9 protein-coding genes and 1 tRNA gene are annotated in these 13,337 nt (G+C 65.7%); 9 read left to right on the top strand and 1 reads right to left on the bottom strand.

Features of this window, described 5'->3' with window-relative positions:
* Nucleotide 1: 1 nt before the first annotated feature.
* The 5 genes from ACTHJR_RS19485 (at nucleotide 2) to ACTHJR_RS19465 (ending at nucleotide 8,012) form a co-directional block, all read left to right on the top strand.
* Nucleotides 2-1,636: a DHA2 family efflux MFS transporter permease subunit gene (locus tag ACTHJR_RS19485; protein ID WP_440525082.1), complete on the top strand. Its 1,635-nt coding sequence runs from the start codon at nucleotides 2-4 to the stop codon at nucleotides 1,634-1,636.
* Nucleotides 1,636-3,111, top strand: a complete 1,476-nt coding sequence (locus ACTHJR_RS19480) for an efflux transporter outer membrane subunit (protein ID WP_440525081.1) — start codon at nucleotides 1,636-1,638, stop codon at nucleotides 3,109-3,111. Before ACTHJR_RS19485 ends, ACTHJR_RS19480 begins: the two co-directional genes overlap by 1 nt.
* Nucleotides 3,112-3,807: 696 nt before the next feature.
* A complete protein-coding gene (locus tag ACTHJR_RS19475; RefSeq protein WP_440525080.1) occupies nucleotides 3,808-5,085 on the top strand; it encodes a putative bifunctional diguanylate cyclase/phosphodiesterase in 1,278 nt (425 codons plus the stop codon).
* 47 nt (nucleotides 5,086-5,132) lie between these two features.
* Nucleotides 5,133-7,559 (top strand): ATP-binding protein, encoded by a 2,427-nt coding sequence (locus ACTHJR_RS19470; RefSeq protein WP_440525079.1) that lies wholly within the window; start codon nucleotides 5,133-5,135, stop codon nucleotides 7,557-7,559.
* A gap of 66 nt (nucleotides 7,560-7,625) precedes the next feature.
* Complete coding sequence (locus ACTHJR_RS19465) at nucleotides 7,626-8,012, top strand: response regulator (RefSeq protein WP_440525078.1); 387 nt, start codon at nucleotides 7,626-7,628, stop codon at nucleotides 8,010-8,012.
* A gap of 77 nt (nucleotides 8,013-8,089) precedes the next feature.
* Here the strand turns inward: ACTHJR_RS19465 and ACTHJR_RS19460 are convergent.
* A tRNA-Cys gene (locus ACTHJR_RS19460) sits at nucleotides 8,090-8,163 on the bottom strand.
* A gap of 180 nt (nucleotides 8,164-8,343) precedes the next feature.
* Here ACTHJR_RS19460 and ACTHJR_RS19455 point away from each other — a divergent pair.
* From ACTHJR_RS19455 to ACTHJR_RS19440, 4 genes are all read left to right on the top strand, one after another.
* Nucleotides 8,344-9,012, top strand: coding sequence for a protein-L-isoaspartate O-methyltransferase family protein (locus tag ACTHJR_RS19455; protein ID WP_440525077.1), 669 nt, complete (start codon nucleotides 8,344-8,346; stop codon nucleotides 9,010-9,012).
* Between the two features lie 14 nt (nucleotides 9,013-9,026).
* On the top strand, nucleotides 9,027-10,532 hold the full coding sequence (locus tag ACTHJR_RS19450) for a TolC family outer membrane protein (protein WP_440525076.1): 1,506 nt from the start codon (nucleotides 9,027-9,029) through the stop codon (nucleotides 10,530-10,532).
* A 48-nt stretch (nucleotides 10,533-10,580) separates the two neighbouring features.
* The gene (locus ACTHJR_RS19445; RefSeq protein WP_440525075.1) at nucleotides 10,581-11,036 is read left to right on the top strand and encodes a DUF2497 domain-containing protein; all 456 of its coding nucleotides are present in this window, start codon (nucleotides 10,581-10,583) and stop codon (nucleotides 11,034-11,036) included.
* A 134-nt stretch (nucleotides 11,037-11,170) separates the two neighbouring features.
* Nucleotides 11,171-13,225: a prolyl oligopeptidase family serine peptidase gene (locus ACTHJR_RS19440; protein ID WP_440525074.1), complete on the top strand. Its 2,055-nt coding sequence runs from the start codon at nucleotides 11,171-11,173 to the stop codon at nucleotides 13,223-13,225.
* Nucleotides 13,226-13,337: the final 112 nt, after the last annotated feature.

The following is a 13,337-nucleotide window of genomic DNA, read 5'->3' as shown; positions in this document are numbered from 1 at the left end:
GATGGCGAGCGCCGCGGCGGAGGCCGGCGGCCGGCGAGCCACCAAGCCGGCAGGCGATCAGCAAGGCTGGGACAACAGCAGGTCGGCGGCCGGGCGGTTCAATCCCTGGCTGATCGTCGCGATCATCTCGCTGCCCACCTTCATGGAGGTGCTCGACACCTCGATCGCCAACGTCAGCCTCGATCACATCGCCGGTGGCCTGTCGATCACCGTCGACCAGGCGACCTGGGTGCTGACCAGTTATCTGGTCGCCAATGCGATCGTCATCCCGATCTCGGGCTGGCTGTCCGACGCGATCGGGCGCAAGCGCTATTTCCTGATCTCGATCGGCCTGTTCACGATCTCCTCGTTCGTCTGCGGGATCGCGCCCAATCTCTCGACCCTGGTCATCGCACGCGTGTTCCAGGGGATAGGCGGCGGGGGGCTGGCGCCGGTCGAGCAATCGATGCTGGTCGATACCTTCCCGCCACGTCAGCGCGGCATGGCGATGGCCGCGTTCGCGATCGTCGTGGTGGTCGGGCCGGTGCTCGGTCCCACGCTCGGCGGCTGGATCACCGAGACCGCGAGCTGGCATTGGGTGTTCCTGATCAACGTGCCGATCGGGATCGGCGCCTGGATCCTGGCCGACTTGTTCGTCGACGAACCCGATGCGGTGAAGGACGACCGCGCCAAGCGGATCAAGGGCGGGCTGCGGATCGATTATATCGGGGTGATCCTGGTGGCGCTCGGCCTCGGGTTCTTCGAACTGACGCTCGATCGCGGCGAACGCGAGGATTGGTTCGCCAGCGGCTTCATCATCGCCACCGCCGCGATTTCCGCCATATCGCTGATCACGCTGATCTTCTGGGAATGGCATCACAAGGACCCGGTGATCGATCTCAAGCTGTTCAAGAATCGCAGCTTCGCGATCACGACGGGGATCATGGGGATCACCGGCCTGATCCTGTTCGGCACCACCCAGCTGATCCCGCAGATGCTGCAGCAAGTGATGGGCTACAGCTCGTTCGACGCCGGGCTCGCCTTGACGATGGGCGGGCTGGCGACCCTGGTCGCGGTGCCGTTCGCCGGGCGGCTGGTCGGCAAGGTCGATGCCCGCATCCTGCTCGGCGGCGCGCTGTTCGTGCAGGCGGCGGCCTTGTGGAACATGTCGCATTTCAGCGCGGACATCACCTTCACCGATGCGGCGCTGGGACGCCTCTACCAAGCGATGGCACTGCCGTTCCTGTTCGTGCCGATCAACGCGGTCGCCTATCAGGGACTGCCGCGCGAAAAGACCGCCCAGGCCTCCAGCCTGCTCAACGTCGCGCGCAACCTGGGCGGGTCGATGGGCATCTCGGCGGCGCAGTCGATGCTGGCCGGCGCGATGCAGCGGCATCAATCCGAGCTGGTGCAGAAGCTCAACCCGCTCGACCCCAATTACACCGATTGGCTGGCCAAAGCGAAAGGCGCGTTCGCCGGGGTCGGCGACCCGACCATGCTGCCGCAGGCGGTGCTGTTCCAGCAGGTCCAGCGTCAGGCGGCGATGCTCGGCTTTCTCGACGTCTTTCGCTCGCTGATGATGCTGATCCTCGTGCTCCTGCCGGTCGTCATCTTCATGAATTCGGGTAAGGGCGCCAGCGGCGGAATGGGACATTGATGATGCTTAGGAAACCGATTCTGCTCGTGTCGATGCTGGCGCTCGCCGCCTGCACCGTGGGCCCGAACTACACCAAGCCCGATCTCGCGGTGCCGGCGACCTTCGCCGGGCCCCAGGACGCGCCGCCGCCGGGCCAGGCGATCGATCCCGCGCGCTGGTGGGAAGCTTTCGGCGACGCCAAGCTGACCGAACTGATCGACCGTGCGCTCAGGGACAACCCCGACATGGCGGCCGCCGCCAGCCGGGTGCGACAGGCCCGGCTCGGCGAGATTCAGGCGCGGGCCCAATACAAGCCGGTGGTCAACGCCGACGCCAACGCGACCGACGTCAAGTTCAGCAAGAACGCCGGCTTCGCCACGCTCGCGCGGGCCTTTTCCGGCGGCGGCAACAGCGGGCCGCCATCGGGCGTCGCCCTGCCGGGGGACAGTATCAAGACGTTCGCCGTCGGTTTCGACGCGAGCTGGGAACTCGACATTTTCGGCGGCGGCCGCCGCGGCGTCGAGGCGGCGCTGGCGCGGACCGAAGCGGCCGAATGGAACCGGCGCGACGCAGCGGTGACGCTCGCCGCCGAGGTAGCCGACGCCTATTTCGCACTGCGGCTCGATCAGGAGCAGATCGCGGTGCTCGACAGCGAGATCGAGCGGCAGGCGCGGGCGCTGCAGATCTCCTCCAACATCGCCAAGGTCGGGCTGGCGCCGTCGATCGACGTCACCCGCCAGAACGGCAACATCACCGCGACGCGTGCGCGGCTCGAGCCGCTCAAGGCCGATCTCGACGTCCGCAAGCACGCGCTCGGCATCCTGGTCGGGCAGCCGCCGGAGGCATTGTTAGGCGAATTGTCGGGGCCGATGCCGGCGCTGGCGGCGGCACCGGCGATCCCGGCGGGCTTGCCCAGCGACTTGTTGCGCCGCCGGCCCGACATTCGCGCCGCGGAGCGCAACCTTGCCGCCTCGACCGCCGATATCGGGGTCGCGGTCGCCGACCTCTATCCCAAGTTCAGCCTGACCGGGATGGCGCAATTGATCTCGACCGCACTGGGCAGCCTGTTTTCCGGCGACAGCCTGCAACTGACCGGCACCGGACAGGCGACCTTTCCGTTGTTCGACTGGGGACGCCGCAAGGCGACCGTCGGCATCCGCAAGGAACAGCGCGAACAGGCCTATCAGGACTATCGCACCACCGTGCTCCAGGCGTTGCGAGATGTCGAAGACCCCCTGAGCAAGATCGACGCCGAGCGGCGGCGTAACGCCTTGCTCGGTCAGGCGCTGGCCGACGCCGATCGCACGGCCGCTGCCGACCAGGCGCGCTACCAAGCCGGGCTGGTTGCACAAGATAGCGTGATCAACACGCAGGTCGACGTGCTCCGCGCCCGGGAAAATCTCGCGGCGAGCGACGCGCAATTGCGCCAATTGTCGGTGGCACTGTTCAAGGCGATCGGCGGCGGCTGGTCCGAGCAGACCGGTGCCGCGGGTTAAGATCGATCTAAGCTGCGAACCTCGGTCGTGAGAAAGCTGCGCTAGGTCAGGACGCGACAATGGCGTCCGGCCCGTGCCGGGCGCATGGCATTTCTGGCCGTGCTCCGCTGCTGGCATCATCGGCTAGTCGGCCGATCGAATTGCGCGCTCAGCGTTCCGCGAGCCAGATTTGGTCGCAGCTCATTGCGCAAAAATAACGATCGCTTTGCGCAAGGTTGCGATCGGCGCGCATGGTTAACGCCCGATTCGGAAATCTTAACAAATAGTAAATTTTTCAAGCGTTCCCGGCGGATCGCGCCCGGAAATACGCAACCATGTCGCCCAGATACAGAGCGACCCGCTTCCGCAGGCATCCCGTTGAAATCAACGGCAAAACCGGCGGCAAGCGGGCCGTCTAAAATCGCTTACCAGGGACGAATGAGTTCGCCGTGGACCAGCGCAATGAGAAACGCGAGCATTGTTTTACTCCTAATGCGCCCACCCCGGGCACAAGGAATTTGTTAATGGATTTTTAACCCAAAAGCAATCGAGATTCCCGTTGTTTACGTGTTTCCCCTTAGGTCGCGGGCGATCGGCTTAAGAGTTCCTTCAGGCCCTTGAAGTAACAGGTCGGCGATGGCGCGCGTCCGCACCCCGATCAGCCCGGCCCGGGAGCCGGCAGGCCAATTCGGCCAATTGCCGGTCTCACGCGGCCGCATGCGTGGCGCCGCGACCGCTTTCGCCAATGTTTCCGAGAGCAAGCCATGGGCGGTGCAGGCGCTTGCCCAGATGACCAACCAGGCGTTCCTGCGCCGGCACCTCGGCGTCGCGCGCTCCAATGACATCGCCTTCGATATCGCCGATCGCATCGCGGGCGCGCTGCCCGGCGTGGTGGCGACCGTGATCGGGCGCTGGACGGTCGAAGTCGAAACGTGCGTCGCCGACACCGCCGAGCTCACGCACTTTGCCGATCGCCTGACCGAAGCGCTGGCCGAGCCGTTCGATCTCGACGGCGAGCGCCACCATATCGACATGGCGGTGGGGATCGCCGCCGGCCCTCCGGGAACGCTCGACGATGTCCGTCTCGCCGAGGAGGCGGAGGAGGCACTGGTCCAGTCGCGCAACGATGGCGCGATGGTGCTGCGCGACCTGTCGCGGCTCGATCCGATGGTCGACAAACTGGCGCTGAAACGCGAACTCAAGGGCGCGATCGATCGCGGCGAACTGTTCCTGCAATATCAGCCCAAGGTCCATGTCCGCCGTCAGGAGATCGCCAGCGCCGAGGCGCTGGTGCGGTGGCGTCATCCGACCCGCGGCCTGATCCTGCCGAGCGATTTCATCCCGCTCGCCGAAACCTCGCGCGATATCGATCGGCTCACCTTGTGGACGATCGAGCAGGTCATCGCCGATCAGCATTATCTTCGCGACGACGGCCAGGGTATCACCGTCTTCGTCAACATCTCCGGCCAATTGCTGAGCAATACCGCGTTCGTGAAGCGCGCCTGCGAGATGGTCAGCAACGCCGGCGTCCAGCTCGGTTTCGAGATCACCGAAACGTCGGTCATCCGCGACCCGGTCAGCGCGATCGCCAACCTCAACATCTTCGCCGATCACGGCATCGCCATCGCCATCGACGATTACGGCGCCGGCCTGTCGAGCCTGGCGTATCTGAAGCAATTGCCGGCGCGCGAGCTCAAGATCGACAAGATGTTCGTGCTGCAATTGACGAGCAGCAATCGCGACCCGCTGATCGTCCGCTCGACCATCGACCTTGCCCACGCGCTCGAGATGGAAGTGACCGCCGAGGGCGTCGAGACGCCCGCCGCGCTGGCGCTGCTCAGCGTCATGGGCTGCGACATGATCCAGGGCTATCTGATCAGCCGGCCGGTCGAGATCGAGGCGTTCCGACAGTTCCTGCGCGACCACAAGGATGCCGCGCTGGTGGATTCGGCGAGGGCCAGCTTCCGCGCCGCGGCCTTTCGCCGGCTCGCGTGACACGCTTAAAGCCGTTTTAACGCCGCCAGGCTCATTGCTGTAGCGTCATGACTCGCCGGATCGCCGCGCTGCTGTTGATCGTCGCCGCCCTGCTGGCGGTGCCCATCGCTGCGTCCGCCCGGGGCGATCCCGTCGCGCAATTCGACAGCGTCATCGGGGATGCACGGACGACGATGCTCACCGATCCGGCCAAGACCGTCGGCAAGGCAAGACTGGCACGCGCGATCGCCGAGCGACTGGGTGGGCCGCAGCGGGCGACCGACATCGCCACCGCGCAATGGCTGGAGGGTGAGGCGCATCTCCGCCTCAACGAGATCGCCGCGGCGGGACCGTTGCTCGAAGCGGCCTATGCCGCGCTCAAGAACAGCGGGCCGACCAAATTGAAGGGCGACGTGCTACGCTCGCGGGCCGGCTACCATGCCGCTACCGCGAGCGTCGCGGTGGCGTTGAGCGATTACCAGGCGGCGTTCGAAATCTACCGCGCTGTCGACGACACGCGCAGCCAGTCGATCGCCTTGTTGAGCATCGCCGCGCTCTATCAGGAGGCGAACGATTTCCAGGGTGCGCTCAAATATTACGGCCAGGCGCTCGACGTCTACCAGGGCGATCCTCAATTGCTCCTGTCGACCTACAACAATCGAGCCGACGCGCTGATGGAGCTGGAGCGCTACGGCGACGCGGAGCGCGACTTCCGCGCGGCGCTCAAGATCGCGCGGACGATGGACAGCCCGATGCTCGAGGCGCAGATCCTGCGCAACGCCGCGCGCAACGAATTGCTCGCCGGCGATCTCGACGCCGCCGACCGCTCCATCGCCGAAGGATTCCAGTTGCTGCGCAAGGGCGACAGCGACGGCTCGACCGCGCAATTCTGGGCGGTGGCGGCCCAGGCGGCGTTGCAACGCGGCAAGGTCGATCAGGCGCGGACGATGATCGAACGGGCCTTTGCCGGCGTCGACATCTCCAAACCGACCATGGTGTGGTGGCGGGCGCACAAGACCGCGGTCGACATCTACGAGCGGCTGGGGGATTCGCAGCACGCGCTGATGCACCTCGTCGCGCTTAAGAAGCTCGATGACGACAATGCCAAATTGGTCGCGTCGCACTCGACGGCGTTGATGGCAGCTCGGTTCGATTCCGCCAATCAGGACCTCAAGATCGCCAAGCTCCAGCGCGACGAAGCCAATCGGCGGCTGGAATATGAAAAGGCGCGCGCGCGGACCCAGTTCTGGATCTTCGTCGGATCGGCCGTCACCGCGATCGTGATCGTCGGCATGCTCGGCTTCGGCCTCGTCACCATCCGGCGCAGCCGCAACGAGGTCCGCGCCGCCAATATCGATCTCGAAGCGAGCAACACCGCTTTGGGCAAGGCGCTCGCCGCCAAGACCGAGTTCCTGGCGACGACCAGTCACGAGATTCGCACGCCGCTCAACGGCATCCTCGGCATGACCCAGGTGATGCTGGCTGACCGCCGGCTCGACCCGGCGATGCGCGATCGCATCAACGTGGTGCATGGCGCGGGCGTATCGATGCGCGCGCTGGTCGACGACATCCTCGACGTCGCCAAGATGGAAACCGGTAATCTGTCGATCGAGCGGGCGCCGGTCGACTTGCCCGCGATGCTCAAGGACGTGTCGCGACTGTGGCAGGAACAGGCCGCCGCGAAGGGGATCGGATTCGACCTCGACGTGACGCAGGCGCCTCCCTGCATCGAAAGCGATCCCGCGCGTTTGCGACAGATCGTGTTCAACCTACTTTCCAACGCACTGAAATTCACCCAAAATGGACATATTCACGTCCGCTCGGGGGTGATTCAGGGGGCCGACGGCGAACACGTGACGATCGAAATCCGCGATACCGGGATCGGCATCCCGCCGGAGAAGCTCGACCTCATCTTCGAATCGTTCCGCCAGGCGGACGCGGGGACGACGCGCCAGTTCGGCGGGACCGGGCTCGGCCTGGCGATCTGTCGCAACATCGCCCGGGCGATGCAGGGCGATGTGACGGTGGCGAGCGTGGAAGGGCAGGGGTCCACCTTCACGTTGGATTTCCCGCTGGTCCGTGCCGAGCAGGACAATGCGGCGCCGGCCGGGGACGAGGACAAGGCGCTGCTGATCATCGACAAGAACCCGATCAGCCGCGCGATGCTGAAGACGCTGTTCGCGCCGCGGTTTCCGTCGCTCAAGGTTGCCGGGTCGCTCGACGATGCGGCGGCGATCGTCGCGGGCGGCGGGGTCCAGCGGATCGTCACCGACGAAATCACGATCGCGATGGACGGCGACGCCGAAGCGGGGATCGCCCGGCTGGCCGGTGCGCCGTTGTCGCTGCTCTGGACCAACCCGGACGCCGGCGATCGCGAACGCCTGACCACGGCCGGGGTCGACCAGTTGATCGCCAAGCCGATCGCCGGAGCCGCTTTGGTCCAGACGATCGTTTCGGTGGCGCAAAATGAAGATGTTGATACTCGGGCTGCATAGGCAGATAGGGGAACCGACCATGCTATCTGATACCCTTTGCCCAACGGCCGGGACCGGCTGGTAGCGATGAACGTGCTCTTCATCGAAGACGACCCGATGAATCGCCGGGTCGTGGCGGACATGCTCGATGTCGCGGGTGCGGCGATGACCGAGGCGGAAAGCGCCGAAATCGGCCTGAAGCTGATCGCCGAACGGGATTTCGACATGGCGCTGGTCGACCTGCGCATGCCGGGGATGGACGGTATCACCGCCATTCGCGAGATTCGCGCGCGGAGCGATGCCAAGGCCAGACTGCCGATCATCGTCGTCACTGCCGACACCGCGCTAGACCTGCGCGAACGCTGCCTCGCGGCCGGTGCCAACGAAGTGCTGTTCAAACCGGTGGCGATGGACGCGCTGTTCGAGGCGATGGGCCGCATTCTCGCGGGCGGCGAGGACGGGGTCATTCTCTGAGATTTGCCTGCGGCTCCAATGAGCCGCGCGTCCATCGGCGCGGCGTACCCGACTTGTCGTACATCGCCGCAGGAAGATGGAGGCCCGTGCCGGAATCGAACCGGCGTATACGGATTTGCAGTCCGCTGCGTCACCACTCCGCCAACGGGCCCCGCTGGGTGGCAAGGCGCGGGGCTTTGCGCATCGCACGGCCTCAAGTCAACAGCCGCTTTATATGATGCATGTAATTTGATCGCTATTGCGGGTTGGCGTGCGGCGCGCCGCACCATATAGCAGCCGAGCGGCACGAAGTGTGTTGCATAAGTAAAACAGTTATGCGATTGGGCGGGTTATGAACGGATTGGCGGCCAATACGACCAGCTTCGAGGCGATGCGTCACGCGATGGTGCAGAGCCAGCTGAGGACCAATGCGGTCAACGACCCGCGGGTCGTGACCGCGATGGCCAAGGTCGCGCGCGAAGCGTTCGTGCCCGAAAGCGCGCGCCGGCTGGCCTATCGCGATACTGCGGTGGCGATCGGCAACGGCCGCTATCTCAATCTGCCGATCGCGACCGGCAAGCTGTTGACCGAGGCCTATCTCGAGCCGACCGACAAGGTGCTGCTGATCGGCGCCGCCGGCGGCTATACCGCCGCCGTGCTGGCGGAGCTGGTCGGATCGGTGGTCGCGGTCGAAAGCGATGCCGATCTCGCCGCGCATGCCCGCGCGGCGCTGGCCGGCTATGGCAATGTCGACCTGGTCGAAGGCCCGCTCGACAAGGGGCACTCCGACAGGGCGCCCTATGACGTGCTCGTGGTCGACGGCGCGGTCGAGGCGTTGCCCGAATCGCTGGTCAGCCAGGTCGTCGCCGGCGGCCGCGTGGTGACCGGGCTGATCGAGCGCGGCGTGCCGCGCCTCGCGTCGGGCCGCACGATCAAGAGCGGGTTCGGGCTGCGCGCCTTTGCCGATATCGACTGCGTTCCGTTGCCCGGCTTCGCGGTGCCGCGGGGCTTTGCCTTTTGAAAGATGGGGATTTGATGCGCGTTTCCGTTCTGCTCGCTGGTGCAGCCCTGGTCGCCATGGCGACCGCGCCGGCCGTTGCCGACACGCTGCGCGAGGCGCTCGTCAAGGCGTATAACACCAATCCGGGTCTTGCCGCCGAGCGCGCCAATGTGCGCGCCGCGGACGAGAACGTGCCGATCGCCAAGGCGCAGGGGCGTCCCAATGTCGCGGTCAACGGCAGCTACACCGAGAATGCGCTGAACAGCAGCCAGAACACCTTGCTGTCGCCCGACCGCGAATTGCAGGGCAATGCCCAGCTGTCGGTCCCGGTCTATAGCGGTGGCCGTGTGCGCAACAACATCAAGGGCGCCGAAACGCGGGTCGAGGCGAGCCGCATGCAATTGCGCGGCACCGAATCGGATACGTTCGTCGGCGTCGTCGGCGCCTATATGGACGTCATCCGCGACGAGGCGATCGTCGGCCTCAACAAGGAGAACGTGAAGGTGCTGGAGGTCAACCTCCAGGCCGCCAAGGATCGTTTTCAGGTCGGCGACCTGACCCGAACCGACGTCGCCCAGTCGGACGCGCGCCTGTCGGTCGCGCGCGGCCAGCTCGAACAGGCCGAGGCACAGCTCATCTCGAGCAAGGAAAGCTATATCCGGGTGGTCGGCTCGCCCCCGGGCAAGCTCGAGGACCCGCCCGCGCTGCCCAATCTGCCCGCGTCGCCCGACGCTGCGGTGGACGTCGCGCTCAAGAACAACCCCGTGCTGCTTGCTGCGCAACGCAACAGCGACGCGACCCGTTTCGACATCAACGCCGCCAAAGGCCAGCGTCTGCCGACGCTGAGCGGCGTGGTCGGGGGCAATTACTTCAATTATCTCGGATCGTTCGGCACGGGGACCAATCCCAAGCCGGGCCAGACCGGATCGGCGGGCACCGTCGGACTGCAATTCACGGTGCCTATCTATCAGGGCGGCGGTCCCTCGGCGCAAGTTCGCCAGGCGCAGGCGCGGCGGGCGCAGGCGCTCGAACAGGCGACCGACACCGAACGCGGCGTGATAGCGCAGACGCGGTCGGCCTATGCGATCTGGAAGTCGTCGCTCGAGGTCATCGCCTCCTCGCAGCGCGCGGTCGAAGCCAACAAGCTCAGCCTCGAAGGCGTGCGGGCCGAGAACAGCGTCGGCAACCGTACGATCCTCGACATCCTCAACGCCGAGCAGGAATTGCTCAACAGCCAGGTGACGCTGGTGACCGCGCAGCGCGACGCCTATGTCGCCGGTTTCGCGCTGCTGGCGGCGATGGGCCAGGCGGAAGCGCGCGATCTCGGGCTCGACGGCGGTGCGCTCTACGATCCGCTGACCAATTACAACCGCGTCAAGGGCAAGTGGAACGATTGGGACACCGATCCGTCTTACAAACCGATCGGCACCAGCACGCGCGATACGCCGCCGCAGGACTCGTCGCAAAAGCGCCCATTGGACCCTCAGTTGAATGCCCCAGTTGACACGACACCGGATCGTCCCGCAATCGAGGCAAAATAGCCCGCGATTTGCGCGGGTTCTTGCGTCGTCAGGGAAAGCAGGCTGCATATGGGGGATGTAAGCGCCGAACCGTCGATGGAGGACATTCTGTCCTCGATCAAACGGATCATCGCCGAGGATGTCGAAACCGGCGGGCCGGCGCGTGCGCGCCGCCGCGCTGCGCCGCCTCAGCCCGCGCCGATCGAGGCCGAGGATGAGGACGACGTGCTCGAACTGAGCGAAACCGTGCCGGATTCCGCACCGGCGCCCGTCGCCGCGGCGCAGACGCCGACCGCGCCCGCCGAAAAGATCCTGTCCGACGAGGCCGCCGAGGCGAGCCGCGCGCGACTGGCCAGCCTGTCGCGGCTGGTCGTCAAGCCGGAAGTCGCGGGCAGCGACACGCTCGAGGGCATGGTCCGCGAGATGCTCAAGCCGATGCTGCGCGACTGGCTCGACGCCAATCTGCCCGACCTCGTCGAGACGATGGTCGCCAAGGAAATCGCCCGGATCACCGGCCAGCGCTGAGCGCGCCGGCTTTCCGTCGTCCCGGCGAAAGCGGGGATGACGAGCTGGGCGGCACCTCCCTCGGGCGCGACGAAGCGAGTTTTCGACGCGACCGGTGGTTGCTCGCGTAACCACCTTCTGCTCTACCTCCGGTCATGAAGAAGCTTCTCCTCGCGAGCGTCGCGCTCGCTTCGTTCGCCTTGCCTGCCACTGCGCGCCAACTCACCATCGAGGACGTGACGATGCTCAGCCGCGTCTCGTCGCCGGCAGTATCGCCTGATGGGCATTGGCTCGTCTGGCAGCAGCGTGAGACCGACCTGGCCGGCGACCGGGGGCGCTACGACCTTTGGCGGCTCGATCTGACCGCGAAGGGCGCCAAGCCCGAGAAACTGCTCGGCGAATGGGCGGTCAACGAGACCAGCCCGCAATTCTCGCGCGACGGCAAGACCGTGTGGTTTCAGTCGGACAAGGGTGGCGAGGACAATGTCTGGTCGATCGCGATCACGGGCGGTGCCGCGACCCAGGTCACCGATCTGAAGGGCGGCCTCGGCGGCTTCAAGGTCGCGCCGACCGAGGACAAGTTGCTGATCTGGGCCGATCGCCTGCCCGGCGCGCCGACCAGCGAGCCAGCGATGATCAAGAAAAGCGACGATACCGGCAACGGGCGTGTCTTCGACAAGATGTTCATCCGTCACTGGGCGAGCTGGTCCGACGGCACGCGCTCGCAATTGTTCGTGCTGCCGATGGCGAACGGCAAGGCGAGCGGCTATGGCAAGGCGATCGAGGGCGGCCTGGTCGGCGACACGCCGTCCAAGCCGTTCGGCGGCGGCGAGGAAGTGTCGTGGTCGGCTGACGGCAAGACCGTGTATTTCGCGCTGCGTGAGGCGGGGCGGATCGAACCGCTGTCGGTCAATCTCGACATCTTCGCGGCGCCCGCCGACGGATCGGCGGCGCCGGTCAACCTGACCGACGCCAACGACGCGATGGACAATCTCCCGACCGCGTCGCCCGACGGCAAATATCTCGCCTGGTTCGCAATGAAACGCCCGGGTTACGAAGCCGACCGCCAGGTGTTGATGCTGCGCGATCTCGCCAGCGGCCGGGTCCGCGCGCTGACCGAAAACTGGGATCGCTCGGTCGGCTCGATCGCGTGGAGCGAGGATAGCAAGACCATCTACGTCACCGCCGAGGACACGCAGGAAGTCCCGATCTTCGCGATCGATCTCAAATCCGGCAAGCCGACCCGGTTGACGCAGGAGGGCGACGTTTCCGCGGTCGTGCCGACCACCAAGGGCCTGGTCTATTCGACGAACTCGCTGACCGCGCCCGACGATTTCTACTGGCTGTCGGGCAAGAAGAGCGCGCGGCTGACCAGCGTCAATGCCGACAAGCTCGCCGGTATCGACATGCCGACGGTCACGCGATTCAGCTTCACCGGAGCGAATAACGACAAGGTCTGGGGCTATGCGGTCAAGCCTGCCGGGCTGGCCGAGGGCGCCAAGGTACCGATCGCCTTCATGGTCCATGGCGGCCCGCAGGGATCGAGCAACAACAGCTGGTCGTATCGCTGGAACCCGGCATTGTTCGCCGGCGCGGGCTATGGCCTGGTCGCGGTCGATTTCCACGGCTCGACCGGCTACGGCCAGGCCTTCACCGACGCGATCCGCAACAATTGGGGCGGTTGGCCGCTCGAGGACCTCAAGAAGGGGCTCGACGCCGCGACCAGCAAGTTCGCCTGGCTCGACGCCGACAACGCCTGCGCGCTCGGCGCTTCCTACGGCGGCTATATGATGAACTGGATCGAGGGCAATTGGCCCGATCGCTTCAAGTGCATCGTTCAGCATGACGGCGTGTTCGACGCCCGCGCCATGGCCTATGAGACCGAGGAACTCTGGTTCGACGAATGGGAGCATGGCGGGCATCCTTATTACGAGGACCCGGCCGCGTTCGAAAAATGGAACCCGGTCAATCACGTCGCCAAGTGGAAGACCCCGCAACTCGTGATCACCAGCGAGGGCGATTACCGCATCCCGTACACCCAGGGCATCGCCGCCTTCACGTCGCTGCAACGGCGCGACATTCCGTCGCGACTGATCGTCTTCCCGGGCGGCAGCCATTGGGTGCTCAATCCCAAGGAAAGCCGGCAATGGTATCGCGAGGTACTCGGCTGGATGGGCAAGTGGACGGGGAAGGACGCCGCCGCGAAGTAAACCGAACATCCTAATTCGTCATGCCAGGCTTGTCCCGGCATCCACAGTTCAGCAGAGCGGGGGGCTAGAGCTCATGTCCGGTGTTCGCGGCCCGGTGGACCCCGGCACAAGG

It is taken from the genome of Sphingomonas sp. (assembly GCF_051962185.1).
Taxonomy (GTDB): domain Bacteria; phylum Pseudomonadota; class Alphaproteobacteria; order Sphingomonadales; family Sphingomonadaceae; genus Sphingomonas.
Note: the sequence above shows the minus strand (reverse complement) of the source record. Positions and strands in the feature narration are given on the sequence as shown.